Here is a 20,813-nt window from a genome sequence, read left to right as displayed (position 1 = left end):
TCGTTCACCTCTTTATCATCGCCAACACTGACACCATCGGGAACTCGTTCACCATCGTGAACACCAACACCATCGGGTACACCAACACCATCGGGGACACCAACACCATCGGTAACGCCAACACCAATAACCAACAGCATCCCCAATGACGACTGCATCTGCGATGACCTTTCCTATCCCAACTTAAACCAACCGAATGCAGTTAAAAACACCATACTCGGTGTATCCAACCTTCAAATAGGCACTGCCAAAAATGATGAATTTCTAGGCAGCCAAAGGGGCAATATATTCGATGCCAAATCCGGGAATGACAATTTATATGGTGCTAGCAGTCGCGACATATTCAACGGCAATCAAGGCAACGACTTCATCAGCGGTGGCAAAGGTGACGACATCCTATTTGGAGATGAAGGAAACGACATCGTTCTTGGCGAATTGGGCAGCGATTTAATCTTTGGAGGCAAAGGCAATGACTCTCTAAATGGCAGCGAAGGTAATGACATCATTCTTGGTGATAAAGATGATGACTTTATCGATGGTGGTAAGGATAATGACACGTTATTTGGAGGCAAAGGTAACGACATAATGCTTGGTAGTCAAGGTGATGACTACCTGTTTGGACAGTTAGGTTCGGATACTATCTGCGGCGGTGTAGGTAATGATTTGATCTGCGGTAACAAAGAAGCAGATATCCTGGGAGGATGTGAAGGAAATGATACCCTATACGGAGGGGAAGATAACGATACTGTCACTGGTGGTAAAGGTGATGATATCCTTTACGGAGACTTGGGAAATGATAGTTTGATTGGGGGTAGCGGCAATGATATCTTTGCCTTAAAAGTTGGTAAAGGATTTGATATTATCGCTGATTTTACTATCGGTCAAGATTTGATTGGATTAAGCGGTGATTTGAGTTTTGGAGAGTTAGAAATAACTCAAAATATTCAGGGAACTCTCATCAAAAACCTCTTGACAGGGGAGCAGTTAGGTGTGATGGTTGGAGTCAGTGCGGATGCGATTACCTCTGCTAATTTCATGCTGGTTTAAGAAAGAATGAAAAGTGCGATCGCCACTTCGATCAAAAAAGACCAAAAAAGGCGATCGCCCTTAAATGCAAATCAACAATTGAGCTCACATATTCCGCTGAAATTCCTCAAGCACATCCATCAACTGAACTTGACACTGCATCGGAATCAAATCTGCCAGCGGCACTTCTCGCTTGCCGCCGCCCAACTTGACTGGAATTCCTTGCAAAACTTGTCCCACTCTGTCAGCATCTATATTCCCATTTTCCAGCATCGGGTAAAGTTGTTGAGCAACAACGGTATGCAGGTGGGCATCACTGAGATACAAATGCCACTTGGCAATATCAATGTAGACATTTTCGCCGATTTCAGCGGCTAAGGATTCGATCGCCTGTGTAGTATTAGCCATATCAAAAAAGCCGAAAGTTATTTGTTATCAATCAAAAGACTTAACAAATCGCCCACCACTGCCTTCAGCCAGAATCTTTGGTGAGGGGCGAATAATCGGCGATCGCGAAAATGTAAACCGCGTGGGCCAAAACTACTAGAGCCCATGCACCCGTTACCGAAGTTGCCCAAGGCCAATCAGCCTTTTGCAAATTGTGAACAAACCACAAACCAGAATTGGTAGCAGAAAAAAGACCGACGTGGATAGCAAAATTCATCCGGTCATCTAAACGGCGGTACTCTGGATCATTGCGATCGGGTTTGCGGGGCCAACGAGGAGGCATAGTTTTTCACTTGATATTAGTAGTTCTTTGCCTATTTTAATCCTAAGTGCAGCTTTTTGAATTCTGCATCCCTCTCAAGGCAGGAAACTTATGCCTCTAAATTTTCATAGTCTCCTGACTTGCCGCCACTTTTACTCACCAGTCGAATCGATTCAATGGCGATCGACTTTTCCAATCCTTTCGCCATATCGTACAGAGTCAGCGCCGCCACCGAAACCGCCGTCAGCGCCTCCATTTCCACCCCTGTTTCCGCCTTAATTTTCACCGTCGCCCGAATTTGATACCCCGGCAACCCAGCATCCGCTATCACCTGCACTTCCACACTACTCAGCGGTAGAGGGTGACACAGAGGAATCAAATTCGCCGTCTGTTTCGCCGCCATAATTCCAGCCAACCTGGCAGTGCCCAACACATCACCTTTCGGCGCATTCCCCGCTTCAATCGCCGCAAAAGTCTCCGGTAACATCCGCACCCTCGCAGCGGCCACAGCTTTTCGCACAGTCGGCATCTTCGCCGAAACGTCCACCATTTGGGCTTCCCCGCTGCTGTCGAGGTGAGTTAGCTGTGCCGCATCGGGCAATTTAGAAAAAGTTGGCGAAAGGTCTTGCATTATTTTGGTAATGGTGTTAATGTTAGATTCTGTGAGAAAAGAACTTAATCAATTTTAGATTAAATCTGAACTCAACAGGGGCTTGTAGCTTAGTTGGATAGAGTGCATGGCTACGAACCATGAGGTCGGGGGTTCGAATCCCTCCAAGCCCATTATCAAAAGTTATGAGTTTTGAGTTCTGAGTTTTGAATTAAGAAATTAATTCAACTCACCACTTAAAACTCATAACTTTTTTAATTTGGTACGTTTACTGATTCAAAGCATAAATATCTTTGCCTCGACCGATCGCAAATTTCATCGAATTAGACAAGCCCTTGCTAGACTGAGTAATAAAAATCAGCAAAGCCAAGCCAGCGAGTCCAGCCGCAAAACCAAACATATTTCTGTAGCCAACTTGTTCAGCAACAAAGCCTAAAGTCGGCCCCGCAATCGCAATTCCCAAATCAAATCCGCCAATACAAAGCGAAAACAAGCGGCCCCTTTCATGAGGTTTGCACCTGTCAGACATCAGCGTTACCATCATCGGCAAAACCATACCGCCGGCACAACCTTCAACCAAAGCTGCGATTAAAAAAGCACTGCTGTTGTTAGCAAAATACAACAATAACATAGATACGGCATAACAGATTAAGCCTGCTGAAATAAACAAGCCGCGGCCGTATTTGTCCGAAGCCCGTCCCGTGACCAAGCGAATACCAAAACTGGCGATAGCCGCCGTAGAATAAAATAATCCCGGATTCAAATTAGCCTTGGTTTCTTGGATAAACAAAGGCATAAAAGTGCTCAAAGTTCCAAATACTAAACCAACCACCAATAACACTAAAGCCGGAATCCGCACTCTAGGATTCCAGAGCATTTTCCAGTATTTTTGGCTATTTTTGTCTTCAGATAGCGAGTCCGATTTTGTTAAACCTACAAAATTAGGTTCCGCAATTTTGCAGGTAAAAAATATAGCCGTTGCCGCGAAAGCCGCCGACATCGCAAACAAAGGAATATAACCAACCCAAGCTTGCACAAATCCGCCAATAGCCGGCCCAACTGCTAGACCAATAGGGTTCACCAAGCTCATGTAACCGATTAATTCGCCCCGCTTTCCTGGCGGCGACAAATCTGTTACCAAAGCGCTGTAAGCTGTGGTAAAAGCGGCAATGCTAATGCCGTGAAAAACGCGAATAAGTAACAGTAAGGGAATAGATTGAGCTAACAGGTAGCCCATCGGGGCGATCGCAGCGACTGCCGCGCCTAGAAGCAAAACTTGTTTTCGCCCCCTGCTGTCGGCTATTTTACCCAACTGCGGCCTCGATAGCAAAAGTCCGATCGCAAATGCACCCATCACAAAGCCAATTTGCTGTTTTGTGCCGCCCACAGATTGAACGTACAGCGGCAAAGTTGGCAGCAGCGAAGCCAAACTCGACCAGAATAGCAGGCCTGCGGTGAATAAAGTCAGCAAGCCGCGTCTGGGTTGGGGATCTATGTCCCTAAAAATATTCAAGATGCTAATTCCCTTTAAATTGTCTGAATGCACTCAAAGTAAGGTATATTTCGGCGGTTTTATTTCCTGCCTTTTGATTGCCGAATCCGGTTTAAATACCCCTTTATATCTTAGTCTCTTAGAGAGGGACACAAGTTTGACTCTCTGCAGCGGTTTCAACTGCCGAGTCTAATTTTCAACCTGGCAGTTTCACCAATCAACCTCAGCCCTTTCCTCCACCACCCGGTCATAAACCCACTGGGTTTCCATCGCCAACTTCTGCCAACTAAACCGGCGTTCCAAATCCTCATAAGCATTGTCAACCAACCACTGCGCGTAACCCGGATTTTTCAGCACCTCCAAAATTCCCCAGGCCAAAGAATCCCGATTGTTGGCCTCAGTAACAACGCCCGTTTTAGTGTGCAGCACCACCTCTGGAAGTCCGCCCGCATCCGAAACCACCACCGGCACCCTTGCAGCAAAGCTTTCTAACGCTACAATCCCAAAAGGTTCGTAAAGACTGGGGAAAACCGCGCAGTCAGCCACCGTCTGAAATTTGTCGAGATGTTCCTCAAACATGAAGCCTGTAAAATAACACTTATTCCAAATTCCTAAATGCCAAGCCAACTGTTTTAGATGGTCTGTATTGCCCCCGCCAACAATCACAATTTTCGCTTTCCCCCCCATTTCCCAAATTACTTTAGGTGCAGCATTTAGAAATACAGCAATGCCTTTTTCGTAGCTAATTCTTCCTACATAATATACTATTTTTTCGTCGTCTGTCGCAAACTGTCGGCGGAAGTTCATCGCGTCAAATTCGTGCCAGCGCGGTTTTTTTTCCGACCTGATTCCATTGTAAATTACCTCTATTTTGTTCCACGGAGTTGATAGTACCCGTTCGGCTTCCCGTCGCATATAATCGCTGCAAACAATTATCCGCCAAGCGTTGTAAGCGAGGTCGTTTTCCTTAGCGTTAATGTAGCGCTGCCCCTCATTGTGGATGCCGTTGAAGCGCCCGTATTCGGTGGCGTGGATGGTGGCAATTAGCGGTACTTTAAAGGTATGCTTGAGGGCGATCGCCGCATCTCCCACCAACCAATCGTGAGCGTGGATGATATCAAAGGGGCCTTCCTCCAGCATGAGTTTGCCGCCTTGTTTGCCCATGCTTTGATTGAGGTTCGCTACCCAGTGAAAAAAGTCCCTGGCGTGTCCCACCAGCACCCGATGCACCCGTATTCCTTCCACCACTTCGTACATAGGCGCGTGGCCGAACTCGACTGTAATTAAGTGAATCGAGTGGCCCAGCTTCACTAATTCTGGATACAGTTCCGCTACGTGGCGGGCGATACCGCCTACGATTCTGGGAGGAAACTCCCATGCCAATACCAAAATTTTCATCTTTTTCCCCTCCAAAGATTTTATATATCTTAATGTTTAGAATTGACAGATTTATTGTATGATAATCAGCCTCAAATTTAAGGCACTCGCAAGTTTATGGCCAATGCCTGACTTGTGGCAGCAACAAGGACGGAAAATCATGCAGAAACCGGGTTTTTGCAGGAAATGGCTCGATCGCCATTGCCTGAAAACACAGGTTTCCTCAAGATTTGTGCCACAGAAGGAAGCAATGGCGATCGCGTCTATCCGCCTACGCTTTCTTCAAAATCGGCTCCAATTCACGGCGAAAACTGGTCCAAGCAGCAGCCGATGCAGAGTTAGAAACAGCACCCTGACGCATCAAAATTGCCCCGTCTTCAAAGCCAACAATTCCGTACTCTCCTGATTTGGACATTCGATCGATCGCCGGTACGATCTCCCGCAACTGTCCCCGTTCCCCGCGAAACGCAGCCTGATACTGCTGCAACTGCCAGACATCGGCAATTACATATTCCATCTTCACTGCCTTCCCCGCATCATTGCGCAGTTCAAACATCGGAAACCTGAGAATTTCCCGGCGGCTTGACAAAATCGGCACAATAGTATTCGTCGCTGCCACGCTAGCATCAGCAGGAATTTGAGCCAACAGCGGCCGCACTTGAGATACGTGCTGCCACTGTCTGACCAGAGGAACCTGCACCCAAGGATCGATCGCATCGGGCAAAATCCAAGAAAAAGTCCGATTTGGGTTAGACGTGAAGGTAAAAAATAGCGACAAGCAGATGCAAAACGCCCAAAAGCGGCGAAACTTTGAAGACGAAGGCAGAGGAAATAAAGCAGAAGGAAAACGCAAAAACATTCTTTCCTCTTTCACCATTCTATCTTCTTCCTTTTGACGCTGGGCCCACCACAGAATTGCCCCATAAAAAAGCCCTGGAACCACAGTCATCGCATAGCGAATATTAATCGCCAGCACCGACTCTCCTTTCGCTAAAAATAGCTTCAGCAGCGGAAATCCAGCTATCATCCAAGACGCAGGCGCGAAAGCTGGAACCAAAGCTAATGGCAACCACTGGCCAAGCAGGTATCTAATCTTACCAAAAAACGGCGTAAATAATTGAGCCACCAAGCGCCCGGGATTGCTAACCATTCCCCAAATAATTTCAAGAGTCGAAGCTTCATCTCCATCGGCATATTGACCGAAGCGCTCCATCATAAACCGCTGGGATATATCAGCAGAAAACAAAGGCATAATCAGATTGGTCAGGACGATCATATAACCAAAACTGAGTATGCAGACTGCTAAACCAGTCCGAGGGTAGCGCCGGCTCAAAATCATGTAAACTCCGACGCCAAATAAAACAACTCCCCCATCTTCTCGCACGGCCAAAATTAAAGTTGCCAGAATCCCAAACAAGGGCCACCAGCGCTTCTCCATCGCCAGCAGCAAGCCAAATACATACAGCGGCATTTGACAAATATCGTGAAAATTGCCCAAAGTCGGGCCGATGACCGCGTTAGCGCAGTAATAGCTCACAACAATTGTCGCCGACAGCCTCGGTTCCAGATAGTGTCTGGCGAGAGCCCAGAGCACTCCTCCAGCCACCGTAATTAAAGTCACCTGCAATACAGTCAAAGTGACGGGGGAGGGAAACAGCGAGTAAATTGGCAGCCACAGCATCAGCGCCGGGGTGAAATGCTGCCCCAACCGATAGTAAGATACTTCCGGGAGCTGGTTTTCGTGAACCACATTAGTGGACAAAGCCGAAGATAGGGAACTCTCAAACAAGTGACCCCGAGTGCCGTTCCAAAAAAGTTGATTGAAAATGCCTTGGTCGTAAGTAGCGTAAAAGCTGTAGTAGCGGTGCAGCGTCAGCAACAGGCACAGCACAAAAAAGGCGGCCGCCACTTGAACCACCACCCGCAGCGACTCATTTTTCTTCCATCTCAAAAATATCATCTGCCCGCCTGTAATGAAATTATCGGACAATAGCATAAATCTAAAGTAAGTATTAAATTAAAGTAGAAGTGAAATAACTCGGCTCGGCAATGCTCAATTATTTTCACCCGATCGAAAAGCTCAACAACGTCCATCCAACACCAGGCACCAGCGGCACTGACTGTTCTCCCGAACAGCCGGCCAATTCCGCACCGCTTTTACAGCTTTTGCTGTTCGTAGACAAGCGTCCCTCTTCCAGGGAACAGACCAGACACATCCGCAAGTCCCTAAAGGATTTGAAGGCAGAGTGCGACTTTGAGCTTCAAATCATCGACGTAGGAGAACAGCCCGATTTAGCCGAACACTTTAAACTTGTAGCAACTCCTTCGCTGCTCAAAATTCATCCCGAGCCGCGACAAACTCTCGCCGGCAGCAATTTGATCGCCCAACTCGAACACTGGTGGCCCCGCTGGAAGCGTTCTGTAGAAGAATACGCAGCTCAGCAACAGTCTGCCCCAGCTCTTGCTGAAGCCATGACTGACCCAAAACCCATCTATTCCGTTGCTTGCGCCGCCGAAATTGTGCAGCTTTCTGATGAAGTTTTTCGCCTCAAACAGGAAAAAGAACACCTGCAAGAGCAGTTGCAGTTGAAAGACCGGATTATTGCGATGCTAGCTCACGACTTGCGCAATCCCTTGACGGCCGCATCTTTGGCTTTGGAGACTTTGGAGTCTAGTCAGAAGGTTAAACAGGGAGAAAAGTCGCGTTTGACACCGAGTCTGGCGGCTCATTTGATGAAACAAGCCCGCCGCCAAATCCGGATTGTCGATCGTATGATTACAGATATCCTGCAAGCAGCCCGGGGTACAAACGCTCAACTCCACATTGAACCAAAAAGAATCGAACTGGGGGCGATTTGTCAAGATGTAATCTTGCAGTTTCAAGACAAATTTCAGGCGAAAAGTCTCAACTTAGAAACAGACATTCCCGCAGATTTGCCCTTGGTTTATGCCGATCCCGATCGCATCAAACAAGTCATAGTCAACCTGCTTGACAACGCCAGCAAGTACACGCCAGACCGAGGAACTGTTAATCTTTCAATTCTCCACCGCACCGCTTATAAAGTTCAAGTCAGCATTTGCAACAGCGGCCCGGGAATTCCTGAAGAAGATTGCGCGAGCATTTTTGAAGACAGCTTTCGGTTGCAGCGAGATAAATCAACAGACGGTTACGGTATTGGACTGTCTCTGTGTCAAGGCATCATCCGCGCTCACTACGGTCAAATTTGGGTAGACTCTGTACCCGATAGAGGCAGTTGTTTTCACTTTACTCTGCCCGTCCAAAAATAAAAGTTAGCTGTCAATTGTCAGTTAACCGTTGTCAGTTGTCAGTTAACCGTTGTCAGTAGCAACTGAGTTTGATATTACAGCAACCGCGCCCGACGTTTAGGAAGTTCTTAATTCCTAAAACCCTTGCGGAAGATTGCTTCTTGCTTCTTACTTCTGGTATATGGCTCAACTTTTCCGCAGTGCAGCAATAATCTGTGCGTTTGCCTTGGGAAAAGTAAATTGGTCAATTTCGTCGAGTGTCACCCAGCGAATTTCATCGCATTCGATCGTTTGCGGTTCCCCGCTGATGTGGCGGCAGTGGTGCACGTATAGTCTAACTGTGAATTTAGTGTAGTCGTGGTCAATTGTAATCAGGCGATCGCCAACTTCTACGACAATCCCCAACTCCTCCATAATTTCCCGTTCTATGCAAGCTTCGATCGTTTCCCCAGGCTCTATTTTACCGCCCGGAAACTCCCAGAAACCCCCGTGCAGTCCGTGTTGTCGGCGCTTGTCAATCAAAATTTGTTGCCGATCGTTCCAGATTGCAGCAACGCCGATAACTTTGTGGGCAACAGGAGAAAGAGACATATTAATTAGGAATTGGGAACTAGGAATTGCGAATTGGGAATTTAAGAATAATATCAATAATTATTCAATTATTTAATCTAAAATCTAAAATCTAAAATCTAAAATCTAAAATATTAAGCCCCCATCTTGCGAGGGGGGTCTTGACATTTTTAGCACTTAAATGTTTAGAATCTACTAATCGTCTGAGCCGTGTCTCTCACTGGCTTGTATGGACTTTTCAAAAGTCATTCGCTGTTCGGCATTTTTGAGAAAATAACCGCTAATCATAGCGGAGGCGAGTAATCTACCCAAATGTTCGCGACTGGTAGTCACTGTCACCCCGAAGTGTTCCGAAGGCAAATTCCCTAAAAGTCCAACAATATTTCGCTCCATTACTTGAAACACTTCGTGAGAAGTCGGCTTAGACAACTGAGAAACTGTGTCGGGAGCCATGGACTGCACGTATTGCCATAATAAGTTGGCATTTTCTCCGTCTTCTTCAAAGAATTCTGGGGATTTATTAGATGAGTTGCTCACGAGTACCTCCGTTGCAGAGACAGCTTGTTATGTTAGACGCGGGCGGTTAAATTAAATAACCTTTATCCGATCGCTGCTGATCTTTATTACTAAGTAATTACTAATGTAGCAGGACAGTCGTAGCAACCAAGTGGGCACAACCGAATTAAAAGCGGCGGTTTTTACGATTTTAGATTGGGGATTGCGAGTGGGCGAAATGTCCGATCGCCAATCCCCAATCTAGCTAGCTGGCGAGATAATCGTTGATATCTTGCTTGCGCTTGCGGAGTTTGGTCAAAGCTTCGCGTTCTATTTGCCGCACTCGTTCCCGACTGATGTTGAGACGATCGCCTATTTTGGCCAAAGTTAGGGTTTGCCCGTCTTCTAAACCGAACCGCAAGGCGAGCACTTCTCGCTGTTGCTGAGTCAGTTCCGCCATCAGGTGGTCTAAGTCAGTCCGCAGGGAAGATTGCAGGGCAAAATCTTCTGGCGTAGTACCCGTATCTTCCAACAAATCGCCCAACTCTGTATCTTGATTGTCTCCCACGCGCAAGTCCAGGGAAAGTGGCAGGCGCGCGCGATCGAGATATTCGCGAATCTGTTTGGGAGTCAACTCTAGCTCTGATGCCAATTCAGCAGCCGTGGCCGCGCGACCGAGCTGTTGAGCAAGTTGGCGCTGAGCCTTTTTAATTTTGTTGAGCTTTTCGGTGATGTGGATGGGTAAGCGGATGGTGCGGCCTTTTTCGGCGATGGCCCGAGTAATTGCCTGACGAATCCACCAATAAGCATAAGTAGAAAATCTGTAGCCCTTAGTCGGGTCAAATTTTTCTACTCCCCGCTGCATCCCGATCGTGCCTTCCTGAATAAGATCCAGTAAATCTACGTTGCGCTTGATATATTTTTTTGCAACAGACACTACCAGGCGGAGATTCGCTTCCACCATTTGGCGCTTTGCCCTTTCCCCGTGTTCGATCGTCCGCTGCAACTGTGCCTCAGACAGCCCAACTGCCTGTGCCCATTCAGCCGCCGTCGGGTCGCGGCTTAACTCTTCGGCTAAAATATTTTTCTCCTGATGCAGTGCGGTTGAGCGCTGTACCTGTTTCCCGTAGAGTATTTCTTGCTCATGGGTCAACAAGGGAACGCGGCCGATTTCCCGCAAGTAAGCGCGAACAGAATCTGTATCTGAGGACTTAAGAGTTTTCATGAGCTTTTCCCGCTGAGGATCTGTGCCTCTAAAGGTTTGCGGTAGTCGCAAACCCCTAGCTTTAGCTGGGAAGGAAAGCGGGCGGGGACTTGCGCTTTCCTTCCATTTAAAGAGGCTTAATTTTATGGTAGCTAGCTACTACTCCCAGTCAGCACCGTCTCAGGTTAGGTTTTGGTTGGGGTGTGCACAATACTACGTTATGTTAAGAATCTTAACATTTGTGAGAGCAGTTGCCTACATTTCTTCATATTTATTTCAGGCCAGGCTGGACTGTTGATACGAGAGTATCCGCTTTCCTGGCTTTACAGTTTGCATCAATATAAACAAAATCCGCCACATCTCAGAGGGGGAGATTGGTAGAGGGGGAAGAAACGCTGGGGGCACAGCGAAGTGAAAAATACAATTTAAAGGCCCGGCAGCTTCAGTTGACGATCGCACAAAGTACCCAAAAAACCGGGCTTTTTACCGAATCGGCGCGCTGTAAGGAGGTATTTTGGTTGAAAAACCGGGTTTCAGGCCACCCGTATGTCCAAGGGTATAAATTTGAAGTTAGAGATATTGATGAACCCGCCCTACAGATAATGACCAATTAACAATTGACCCATAGACTTGAATTGCAAGCATTCGCTTTCCAATCTTGAAATGAATCTGCGTTGCATCTGCATTTATCTGCGGTTTCCCGATCGATCAAAAATTTATGCAATAAGTCTAATCAGTTCTTTGCCGTTGAGCTTCGTACAAGATGAGGGCTGCGGCGATCGACACATTTAAAGATTCTACGCCACGACTCAGGGGAATTTGGATTTGTCGATCGGCCAAACTCCTCAATTCTTCCGACAAACCAGAGCCTTCGTTGCCCAAAACTATCAGAGTCGGCACTCGCAAATCTACTTCCCAATAACTTAAACTGGCCCCGGCGACGGTTGCTAAAATTTGCATTCCTCGATTTTTATACCCGGAGACTTCCGCGGTTAAATCTGGACTGACTGCCATTGGCAGCTTAAACCAAGCTCCAGCAGAGGCGCGCAGCACTTTGGGATGGTCTAAATCGGCGCTGTCTGCGCTCAGCAGCAAACCGTCAGCATTAGCAGCCGCAGTCGTGCGGACGATCGCTCCCAAGTTGCCGGGATCTTGGATTGTTTCTAGGGCTATTCCTAAAGTTGACAATTCTGCGGGCGCGGTGGCGGTGCGGGGTGCGGTGGCGACAATGCCGTCGGGTTGGACTGTCGTGGCGATCGACTCTAACACTTTTGCACTTACTAATTCTGTGCGATCGGCTAAATTACCAACTTGCTCCCAAAGTTTCCCGTGCTCCTCCAGCCATTCGGGAGTGCAGCAAACCGTTGCTAGTGGGTATTTGGCAGCGCAAGCTTCTTCGAGCAAGTGCGTCCCTTCGAGTAAAAATAATTGTTGTTCCCTGCGTCCTTTCGAGCTGTGCAGCTTGCGAATTTCTTTAACTAGGGGGTTTTGAATACTTGTCAGCATTGTTTAATTCAGCAGAGCGAATGGGGTTATTGCCTGTATCGGGTTAACCCCAAACTTCCTTCTGCCTTTGGAATGCGGAACCCGGGACTTGAACCCGGAAGGCTTGCACCACATGAACCTGAATCATGCGCGTCTACCAATTCCGCCAGTTCCGCATCGGTCACGAATTACTACTCTGCCATAAGTTCGCCGATATGTCAAGTGTTTTGGGGAATTTATTTTTTTTCTGGGCTGCGAGTAATATTTTGCACAAATTACTGTTCGGGTTGAGAAATGCTTTAGTTTCGAGGATTTACTGTTAGCCAAACATCCCAAAACGCTGTGCAGTTGACTAGGGTGCGTCAGATCGCGTCCGGTTATTAATAATCCACAAGCTTCGATCTGACGCACCCTACGGGATTTGCTGAAAAAACGGGAAATCTAATCGGCCAAATCCGGGAAAACCTCGCGCACGGCCGGATGAACCAATCGGTGATTCTGCACGTTCAATCCCTTCGCCAAACTCGGATTTATTTCCAAAGCTTTAATCCCGTTATTTGCCAACTGCAAAACATAAGGCAAAGTGCTGTTATTCAAAGCTTGAGTTGCAGTCCAAGGCACGGCACCGGGCATATTCGGCACGCCGTAATGCACAACTCCTTCCTCAACATAAGTAGGATTTGTGTGTGAAGTTACCCGCAAAGTTTCCACGCAGCCGCCTTGGTCAACGGCTACGTCAACAATCACAGAACCGGGGTGCATTTTCGCAACAAATTCGCGAGAAACCAGCACCGGAGCTCTTTTACCTAAGACCAAAACCGCACCGATTAACAAATCAGCATCGGGAACAACTGCTTCAATTTGCAAAGGACTGCTGTAGAGGTATTCTACTCTGGAACCGAACAGAGTTTCCAAGTAGGCTAAACGCTCGACATTTACATCCAAAATCTGCACTCTCGCGCCCATTCCTACAGCAATTCGCGCTGCTTCTGTGCCGACGATTCCGCCGCCCAAAATCACAACTTTACCCGGTCTTACCCCCGGTACACCACCCAAAAGCACTCCTCTGCCACCTTGCTGTCGTTCCAGAAACCGAGCTCCGAACTGCACGGACAAACGCCCTGCAATAACGCTCATCGGCGTCAGCAGCGGCAACTTTCTGTCGGGGAGTTCGACGGTTTCGTAGGCGATAGCCTGGACTCCGCTGCTGATTAAATGTTCGGTTAATGTGCGATCGGCCGCCAAGTGCAAATATGTAAACAGCAACTGCTCTTTTTGAATCAGCGGATACTCAGCAGGCAGCGGTTCTTTAACTTTAACAATTAGTTCGCGATTCCAGACATCTGAAGCCTTTAAAACAATCTTAGCCCCTGCTTCAACGTAGTCCTCGTCCGCAAAACCGGCCCCAGCACCAGCATTCGTTTCCACAAAAACTGTGTGGCCTTTGTCCGAACAAGCCCGGACACTTGTGGGACTGAGCCCGACTCGAAACTCTAAATCCTTGATTTCCTTGGGGACGCCTATTTCCATCTATAACCTCTAATCTCAGGCATACATAGATCGAATCTAACCTAAAAACCATCGCCAGCGGGACAATACCATTGTAGATTTTAGATTTGGCAATCCGGCTGGGCTAGGATAATTTTTGTGGGATTTTCCGCCAGTGCGATCGCAATTTCCTAAATTGATCGTTTTCCATAAAGTCGATCGTCTTTTTAGCTGGTTCCTACTTTATTTGATATGCGTGGTCGGCATTGATATACCCTAGGTCAAAATACTCGTAAGTAAAGCCACTTAAAATGGTTACTCTACATTTACCTTTTCTACCCCTTTTTTTTTATTTTTTTTGTGACTTACTTTTTCTTTAAATGACTCCAAATTATAATCCATGAGGGGCAGTTTTTTGGGCTAGTAAGAGAAATTATTTTTTAGGCAAAGCACCCGTATTGAGTTCCCACCTCAGCAACCATACTATTACCTTTAGATATTCCAACATCTTCGCCAGACTTTCAACTAACTAGGTAAGTACAAATGAACTTTTGACATTTAGGTAAACTTATCTGCTAAAAAAATTTGTAAAAATCTCAACAAACAACCCGAAACGGTATAAAGTAGATGGTGGTTCTAGAGATTTGCTTAAAAAAGAACTAACTTCTAGAGAGTTTGGTGTCAATATATTTGATGGGTCACTTATAATTTAACAGGCATAACTCGCCCCCCTATCTAAACAAATGCCACGCACACCTACCTTAACATTCGATCGCGGAACTCTCCTGCTGCACCCGCCGCCCAAAGGCAGAGACTGGGTGGACTTTGCCACTTGGGACGATCGCGTGGAAAAATACCGCATTCGGGCAATTCACTACCGCCCGCTGGTAGAATGCCTCCAAGCCGAGTGCATTCACTTCACCGACGAAGCTAGGGGATACGAACTACTAGGACTCGTACCTAGCGTGGAAATGCAGCCTTACCCACATCAAGAACAGGCCCTGGCAGCTTGGCAGGAAGCAGGAAGCCAAGGAGTAGTCGTCCTCCCCACCGCTTCCGGCAAAACTTATCTGGCACAATTAGCCATGCAAGTCACTGGTCGCAGTACATTAATTGTAGTACCAACTCTCGATTTAATGCACCAGTGGTATGCTAATTTAAAAGCCGCTTTTCCCGACATCGAAATCGGATTGTTGGGCGGAGGTTCGCGGGACAAAACGCCAATCTTAGTGGCTACCTACGACAGTGCAAGTATTCATGCAGAAACCTTGGGCAATAAATACGGTTTGCTGGTTTTTGACGAATGCCACCATTTGCCAACGGACTTTTATCGAGTAATTTCCGAATATGCGATCGCGCCTTTTCGACTCGGACTGACAGCCACACCCGATCGCACCGACGGCCGCCACAGCGATTTGCATTTTCTCATTGGCCCGACAGTATTTAGCAAAAGACCCGAAGATTTGGCAGGCGATGCTTTAGCCGACCATAAAATAGTTCAAATCATGGTAAAACTGTCAAAAGAAGAGGGCGATCGCTACGCCGAATTAATCAACATTCGCAACGACTTCTTAAAACAGTCTAACATCAGAATATCCAGCCTCGAAGGTTGGAAACAGTTTATCATGGCAAGCGCGCGATCGCCCGTGGGACGGCGCGCCATGCTAGCCCACCGCCAAGCCAAAGAAATCGCCCTTTGTACCGAAGGAAAACTGCGAATCTTAGCCACAATACTAGCAGAACACTCTCCCCAGCGCACCCTAATTTTCACCGGAGACAACGCCACAGTTTACCGAATTTCCCAAGAATTTCTCATCCCCACAATTACCCACCAAACCCCAGTCAAAGAACGCCACGAAATCCTCGATCGCTTTCGCAGCGGCGAATACAAAACCCTCGTCGCCTCCCACGTCCTCAACGAAGGAGTGGACGTTCCCGACGCCAGAATTGCTATCATATTGTCAGGTACCGGCAGCGAACGCGAATACATTCAGCGATTGGGTCGAGTTCTCCGCAAAAGCAGCGATGTAAATAAGTTAGCAATTCTCTACGAAGTCGTCACCGAAGACACCAGCGAAGAAAGAACATCCCAACGCCGCCGAGGAGGAATGCAGCCTCACCAATCCCAACCACAAACACAAATAGAACCGCCAAAGCCAGAATATCAGAAATTAGAAACTGTCAAACCGACACCCATTTACGGAGTCAACCGAGAGACAACTAAAAAAGCAGCAGAATCACCCGCAAAATGGGGAGAAGACAATGATGAAATTCCCTGGTAGCAAGCCTAAATAAGTTAGTTGTGGGATGGTAGTCTTAGTGAAAAGATGGCTATATAATTAAATCACTCCTAGGTCTATTTAAAAACTACCATCTACAATCGATTTACGGAGTCAACCGAGAGGCAACTAAAAAGCAGAAGAATCACAGAAAAGTGGGTAAAAAATGATGATTTCAAGAAATTTTGAAGGTTGCCCAATTAGTGTATAATCTGAATATTGACTAATTCATAGTACCGGAAAATGATCGATATCACACAAATAAGTAACTTTAAAGTCTTCCCCAAACATACAGGAGTTTGGGAGGGAACTTGGACAATCCTCAATGCTGATTTCCAAGACACCCAGAGTTTTACAGCAGTGTTAACCCAGAAAATTGTTGATAACCAGTGGAGGCAAACTAACGTTCAAACTTATGCCAATGGCAAGAGTGAAACACAAAACTTTGTGGGTCATGTTGTCGGTGAAGGGCAAGTAGAAATTGAAAGTAATGACTCTATCTTTTCTAACTACAAGACACTAGCCACAGAAGTTGGAGATAATTTAATCGTTTTTCAAGTATGGGACAAAGCAACTGGCATTCTCAGGGCTGTAGAAACCATAAATCTTGTCAGTTGCGATCGGCGAATTCGGACTACCCAAAGCTTGACAGAAGAGGGAAAACTCAGGGGAGTTATGGTGATTGTCGAACAAAAGATTGAGTAAAAGTTTTCACTGCTTATGTTACCCACTGATTTATTAAGTCACCGCCAAAACGGGGAATCAATCATCCCGCTACGCCTCAAGATAGATGCTAAAAACATAGATGCAGCTACAGAAACGATAAACTGCTTCCAAGAGTCGATCGGCAAAACCCAAGGCGAGCTCGACGGACGCTTGCTAGAATTAGAAGGCGACAGCCCGGATTATCGGCTGAAACGGGGATTAGCGCACCTGCTGAAAGGCGGTTTCTGCACCTTAGAAGTCATCAGTCCCCTAGAACCCTCAGAGTTGAGACAGCGGGTTTTTGCCTTGTCCGCGCGATCGACTCCCAGCCCTCAATCCACCCAATTAACCCTGGAAAAAGTAGCAACTGAGCTCAGCCAAGACTTAAACAGAGAAGTTTTGCCTCACGAAATCACTACAGGTTTATACGCCGATTTAAACGAAAACAAAATCCTCACTGAGTTTAATGCACCAACACCCGAAAACTTGCTTCACAAATACAATCTTTCTCAAGTTCAAGGCATATTTTACCGAGCAAGTCAAGTCCAATTAACCGCCCACCGCAACGATCCAGGAGAATACAAACTCTTATTTCGCTATCTGAAACTCTTTCAATTAATGACTTATATCGAAGGCGATGCAGACCACGGTTTTACACTGACAATAGATGGGCCTACAAGCTTATTCAAACCCAGCACCCGCTACGGTTTAGCCCTCGCGAAAATGCTGCCGGCACTGCTGCACGTCACCAAATGGAGTATGCACTCGACACTGCACACAAAAGATCCTTTTAGCGGCGTTTTGAAAACAGGTAAATTTACCCTAAATTCCGACTGCGGTTTAGTCAGCCACTATCCCCCTGGCAAGCCTTATGATAGTATGTTAGAAGCCGCATTTGCTGAAAGATGGAATTCCACAAAAACCGAGTGGCAACTAGAGCGAGAAGTTGATTTAATTCCGATTCCAGGTAGTGTGATGATTCCCGACTTTCGGTTGGTGCATCCCGACGGGCGAGTGTTTTTATTAGAAATAGTTGGCTATTGGCGGCCGGAGTATTTGCAAAAGAAATTTGCACAAGTACAGAAGTCTGAATGCGATCACTTGATTTTAGCTATTTCCGAACGGCTGAATTTAGAAAAAGCCGGGGTGAATGTAAATGATGTGCCAGCAAAAGTAGTTTGGTTTAAAGATAAATTGTTGCCCAAATCAGTCCTGGAAGTCCTCGAAGAGTAACTAATCCGCGTATCAGTTGCGAACTTATTTCTTTCTCTCTCTGCGCCCTCTGCGGTTCAAAAAAAGCCTATTATATAAATTAAATTATCCTCAAAAAACATCGCACATTGCACGCTATACTAAAATGGGAATTTACCCAAATCTTTGCCACCGCGTACTCTCACCCTAAAATCGATTGAAAAATGCCAGACACAAGTATTGTTGAAAGAATCAAAAAGCTTTTAGCCCTCGCCACCTCATCCAATGAAAACGAATCGACTGCTGCGGCAGAAAAAGCTTCCCTGTTACTTGCACAGTACAATCTCAGCCTCGCGGATTTAGGGCCAAATCACCAAGAAGAGATTGACGAAAACTCAGTTGAAACAACATCAAAATTTGTTACTTGGAAAATGATGCTGCTGTCGGGAATTGCCGACGCTAACGGTTGCAATGCCATGCGAAACACTTATAATGGCAGTATGTTTTTGGTGGGAACTTCTACAAACCTGATTGTTTGCAAACATCTTTACGAGTATTTGAGTTCCGCGATTGAAAAAAGAGCGAAGTACCGCAAAGGAAATGGGAGGGGATTGGCGTATCTGAATGCTTTTCGGGTTGGATGCGCGACAAGGTTGAGACAAAGATTGTTGGAACAAAAACAGGAGATGGAAGAGTCGGGGATTCCCGGTTCCGGGGATGTGGCGGCGACTCCAGGGATTGTAGTGCGATCGATGTTTGAGAAAAATCAACAGGCGATCGCGGATTATCTAGAGGGCCGAGGGGTTAAAATTAGAACGAGAACAGATTCTCAAGTCAGCAGCGAGGCGGGTTTTAATTCGGGGTATGAAGTGGGCGACAAAATTAGTTTGCACAAGCAAGTGCAGCAGCAAGGGGATATGAAACAACTGAATGAATGTCTTTGAGTTCTTGATAGTAATTGATGGATAATCAAACAGGGGTAAAATTAAAGCAAATTACAAAGTAGGTCAGTTTGTGTACTGAAAAGTGGAGTATCATGCACCTTGATCCTGACTCTTCTTAAGAGTTTTGAAAACTTGCCACAAGATAAATGTAACAATTACGCTGAGGAAAAGTGCAGCCACTCCCCAAATTATCACTGATAAAATAACAGATAATATTCCTATTAAGGCTAAGGCAAATAATAATCCAATAAATATTGGTATAACCAACCAATGTTTAAATGACAGTCGAATTAAAGATTTAAATAACTTGGAATATCTTTGCTGTTCTAAATACAAAAAAACCAATTTAATCAGTATTGCTATCTCTCGTTTATATTCCCCAAGTTCCTTGGCTATTGATAATGTCTGCTCGTATAACTCAATAGCTTGTGGTTTGTATCCTAGTTTTAAATTGGTAGAGGCTAAACGAGCCAATGCTACCATTTCCATGTCACGAGTCCCTGTTGTTTGTGCCAATAATATAATTTGCTCGTAACAACTTTTTGCTTTTATGTAATCTTCTTGCTTAGAGTAAATACCTCCCACACTAACCAGAGCCAAAATTTCGGCTTCACTGTTATTGACTTCACTTAGAAAAATTAATATTAGCTGATAATACTCTATAGCTTTAGGATAGCTTTTTAGTTCCTTATAAGCTTCTGCAATACCCAATAATACAGCTATTTCTCCCTGGTTGCCCATCTGTCGCACAATTGGTAAAGCCTGCTAATAGCACTCAATTGCTTTGACATAATCTTTTGAAGCTACATAAGTTGTTCCCAGACCAAACAAGACCAAAAACTCTCCTTCAATGTCGCTTTTTATTTGTCGCACAATGCTCAAACTTGCCTGGTAAAAATTAATGGCTCGATCGTAATCCCCTTGTAGGTAATAAATCCATCCCAAATCTGCTAGTGCCTGTCTCTGACCCAATGGGTCTTGTCTTTCTTTTGCTTTTGATAAATGCTGATTGTGACACTCAACCGCATTAGTATAATCTTTGAGACGGCGGTAACCTGCACCCACATTCATAAAAGACTTTTCCACACCTTTACTGTATTGAATGTCTTGCATTATATTCATGCTTTCCAGTAGGCATTGCATAGCTGTAGCATATTCTTTACGAGAGCGGTAAACCACTCCTAAACCTCCTAATGCTGCTCCTTCAAGTTGGCGATCGGAAATTTCGTGTGCAATGAGTAAACCTTGCTTTAAATACTCTATTGCTTGAGTAGAGTTACCCTGGATATGGTAAAAACCGCCCAAATTTGTTAATGCCGTGCCTTCCATGCGACGGTCTGGGATTTGCCGTGCAAGAGCTAAACTATCCTGATAGCACTTCATTGTTTTAGAAAACTTTCTTTGAGATAAATAAGTATTTCCTAGATTTCCCAAAACTATCCCTTCTAGACTGCGGTCTTGAGTTTCCTGTGCAATAATCAAGACTTTATCATGGTATTCAATCGCTACTTCATACTTTCCTAAAGCTTGATTCGCATTCCCCAAACCATTTAAAAAACTAGAAGTGCGTGTCGCGACTTTATGTAAAATGCGGCTATAAATTTCAATTTGTTCTAAATAGTATCCCCAATGACCCAGTTGATTGTGTAAAGCTTGATTTGTTGGTGTTTTTAAATGAGTAAAAAGGATTTGACTTGCTCTTTCCCAGTCTTCCACTTCGCAGAGATGGTGAAATGCTTCCAAGTATCCCCGAACTTTCTCAAGATTGGAAGCCTCCGGCTTCGGTTTGTACTTCGTCAGCCAATTTTTAACCGCTCTGTACTGAGCGCGTTTACAAGGGGGCAGTTCCCTAAACTCCGGTGCTGCTAGATCAATTCCCAGATTAGCCAGCATCCACTCTCCTGGTGGCGTGATGTCAACATCCAAACCATTTTGACTTTTAAAATCAAATTCAGCAAAATCACTCTTCAT

19 protein-coding genes and 2 tRNA genes are annotated in these 20,813 nt (G+C 45.8%); 7 read left to right on the top strand and 14 right to left on the bottom strand.

Annotated features, from left to right (window positions below; translation table 11 throughout):
- Positions 1 to 126: 126 nt before the first annotated feature.
- Complete coding sequence (locus E5S67_RS33280; protein ID WP_339382828.1) at positions 127 to 1,047, top strand: calcium-binding protein; 921 nt, start codon at positions 127 to 129, stop codon at positions 1,045 to 1,047.
- 84 nt (positions 1,048 to 1,131) lie between these two features.
- On the opposite strand, the gene E5S67_RS10650 is transcribed toward E5S67_RS33280, so the two are convergent.
- The 3 genes from E5S67_RS10650 to moaC all read right to left on the bottom strand — a co-directional run bounded on the left by E5S67_RS10650 (position 1,132) and on the right by moaC (position 2,366).
- The gene (locus E5S67_RS10650; RefSeq protein ID WP_172187009.1) at positions 1,132 to 1,434 is read right to left on the bottom strand and encodes a DUF3181 family protein; all 303 of its coding nucleotides are present in this window, start codon (positions 1,432 to 1,434) and stop codon (positions 1,132 to 1,134) included.
- A gap of 64 nt (positions 1,435 to 1,498) precedes the next feature.
- A complete protein-coding gene (locus E5S67_RS10645) occupies positions 1,499 to 1,756 on the bottom strand; it encodes a 2TM domain-containing protein (RefSeq protein ID WP_172187008.1) in 258 nt (85 codons plus the stop codon).
- Positions 1,757 to 1,844: 88 nt separating this feature from the next.
- A complete protein-coding gene (moaC, locus tag E5S67_RS10640; RefSeq protein ID WP_172187007.1) occupies positions 1,845 to 2,366 on the bottom strand; it encodes a cyclic pyranopterin monophosphate synthase MoaC in 522 nt (173 codons plus the stop codon).
- A gap of 78 nt (positions 2,367 to 2,444) precedes the next feature.
- Here moaC and E5S67_RS10635 point away from each other — a divergent pair.
- A tRNA-Arg gene (locus E5S67_RS10635) sits at positions 2,445 to 2,518 on the top strand.
- Positions 2,519 to 2,613: 95 nt separating this feature from the next.
- Here E5S67_RS10635 and E5S67_RS10630 read toward each other — a convergent pair.
- The 3 genes from E5S67_RS10630 to E5S67_RS10620 form a co-directional block, all read right to left on the bottom strand.
- Positions 2,614 to 3,858 carry an MFS transporter gene (locus E5S67_RS10630; protein ID WP_172187006.1) on the bottom strand — a complete coding sequence of 415 codons (1,245 nt, stop codon included), beginning with the start codon at positions 3,856 to 3,858 and terminating at the stop codon, positions 2,614 to 2,616.
- A gap of 189 nt (positions 3,859 to 4,047) precedes the next feature.
- Positions 4,048 to 5,235, bottom strand: coding sequence for a glycosyltransferase family 4 protein (locus tag E5S67_RS10625; protein ID WP_172187005.1), 1,188 nt, complete (start codon positions 5,233 to 5,235; stop codon positions 4,048 to 4,050).
- A gap of 250 nt (positions 5,236 to 5,485) precedes the next feature.
- The gene (locus E5S67_RS10620; protein WP_246276720.1) at positions 5,486 to 7,174 is read right to left on the bottom strand and encodes a DUF2079 domain-containing protein; all 1,689 of its coding nucleotides are present in this window, start codon (positions 7,172 to 7,174) and stop codon (positions 5,486 to 5,488) included.
- Between the two features lie 89 nt (positions 7,175 to 7,263).
- On the opposite strand from E5S67_RS10620, the gene E5S67_RS10615 reads away from it, so the two are divergent.
- Positions 7,264 to 8,502, top strand: coding sequence for a histidine kinase (locus E5S67_RS10615; protein WP_172187003.1), 1,239 nt, complete (start codon positions 7,264 to 7,266; stop codon positions 8,500 to 8,502).
- 165 nt (positions 8,503 to 8,667) lie between these two features.
- On the opposite strand, the gene mutT is transcribed toward E5S67_RS10615, so the two are convergent.
- From mutT to ald, 6 genes are all read right to left on the bottom strand, one after another.
- Positions 8,668 to 9,072 carry an 8-oxo-dGTP diphosphatase MutT gene (gene mutT, locus E5S67_RS10610; protein WP_172187002.1) on the bottom strand — a complete coding sequence of 135 codons (405 nt, stop codon included), beginning with the start codon at positions 9,070 to 9,072 and terminating at the stop codon, positions 8,668 to 8,670.
- A 174-nt stretch (positions 9,073 to 9,246) separates the two neighbouring features.
- A complete protein-coding gene (locus tag E5S67_RS10605) occupies positions 9,247 to 9,588 on the bottom strand; it encodes a DUF760 domain-containing protein (RefSeq protein WP_172187001.1) in 342 nt (113 codons plus the stop codon).
- Positions 9,589 to 9,811: 223 nt separating this feature from the next.
- A complete protein-coding gene (locus tag E5S67_RS10600) occupies positions 9,812 to 10,771 on the bottom strand; it encodes an RNA polymerase sigma factor, RpoD/SigA family (RefSeq protein WP_172187000.1) in 960 nt (319 codons plus the stop codon).
- Positions 10,772 to 11,479: 708 nt separating this feature from the next.
- A complete protein-coding gene (locus E5S67_RS10595) occupies positions 11,480 to 12,256 on the bottom strand; it encodes a TrmH family RNA methyltransferase (protein ID WP_172186999.1) in 777 nt (258 codons plus the stop codon).
- A 73-nt stretch (positions 12,257 to 12,329) separates the two neighbouring features.
- Positions 12,330 to 12,411 (bottom strand) — tRNA-Leu (locus E5S67_RS10590).
- 265 nt (positions 12,412 to 12,676) lie between these two features.
- Positions 12,677 to 13,765: an alanine dehydrogenase gene (gene ald, locus E5S67_RS10585; protein WP_172186998.1), complete on the bottom strand. Its 1,089-nt coding sequence runs from the start codon at positions 13,763 to 13,765 to the stop codon at positions 12,677 to 12,679.
- Positions 13,766 to 14,466: 701 nt separating this feature from the next.
- Between ald and E5S67_RS10580 the strand changes: the two genes are divergently transcribed.
- The 4 genes from E5S67_RS10580 (at position 14,467) to E5S67_RS10565 (ending at position 18,842) form a co-directional block, all read left to right on the top strand.
- Complete coding sequence (locus E5S67_RS10580) at positions 14,467 to 16,005, top strand: DEAD/DEAH box helicase family protein (protein WP_172186997.1); 1,539 nt, start codon at positions 14,467 to 14,469, stop codon at positions 16,003 to 16,005.
- Positions 16,006 to 16,245: 240 nt separating this feature from the next.
- Complete coding sequence (locus E5S67_RS10575) at positions 16,246 to 16,707, top strand: DUF3598 family protein (RefSeq protein ID WP_172186996.1); 462 nt, start codon at positions 16,246 to 16,248, stop codon at positions 16,705 to 16,707.
- Between the two features lie 15 nt (positions 16,708 to 16,722).
- Positions 16,723 to 17,940 (top strand): DUF790 family protein, encoded by a 1,218-nt coding sequence (locus tag E5S67_RS10570; RefSeq protein ID WP_172186995.1) that lies wholly within the window; start codon positions 16,723 to 16,725, stop codon positions 17,938 to 17,940.
- 182 nt (positions 17,941 to 18,122) lie between these two features.
- Positions 18,123 to 18,842, top strand: a complete 720-nt coding sequence (locus tag E5S67_RS10565) for a DUF2786 domain-containing protein (protein ID WP_172186994.1) — start codon at positions 18,123 to 18,125, stop codon at positions 18,840 to 18,842.
- A 90-nt stretch (positions 18,843 to 18,932) separates the two neighbouring features.
- Here the strand turns inward: E5S67_RS10565 and E5S67_RS10560 are convergent, their stop codons facing one another.
- Both E5S67_RS10560 and E5S67_RS10555 read right to left on the bottom strand, forming a co-directional pair.
- Positions 18,933 to 19,583, bottom strand: coding sequence for a tetratricopeptide repeat protein (locus E5S67_RS10560; protein WP_172186993.1), 651 nt, complete (start codon positions 19,581 to 19,583; stop codon positions 18,933 to 18,935).
- A 24-nt stretch (positions 19,584 to 19,607) separates the two neighbouring features.
- Positions 19,608 to 20,813: a tetratricopeptide repeat protein gene (locus E5S67_RS10555; protein ID WP_172186992.1), complete on the bottom strand. Its 1,206-nt coding sequence runs from the start codon at positions 20,811 to 20,813 to the stop codon at positions 19,608 to 19,610.

The organism is Microcoleus asticus IPMA8 (assembly GCF_013179805.1).
In the GTDB taxonomy this organism is placed as follows: Bacteria; Cyanobacteriota; Cyanobacteriia; order Cyanobacteriales; family Microcoleaceae; genus Microcoleus; species Microcoleus asticus.
This window is presented reverse-complemented; position numbering and strand designations above follow the sequence as displayed.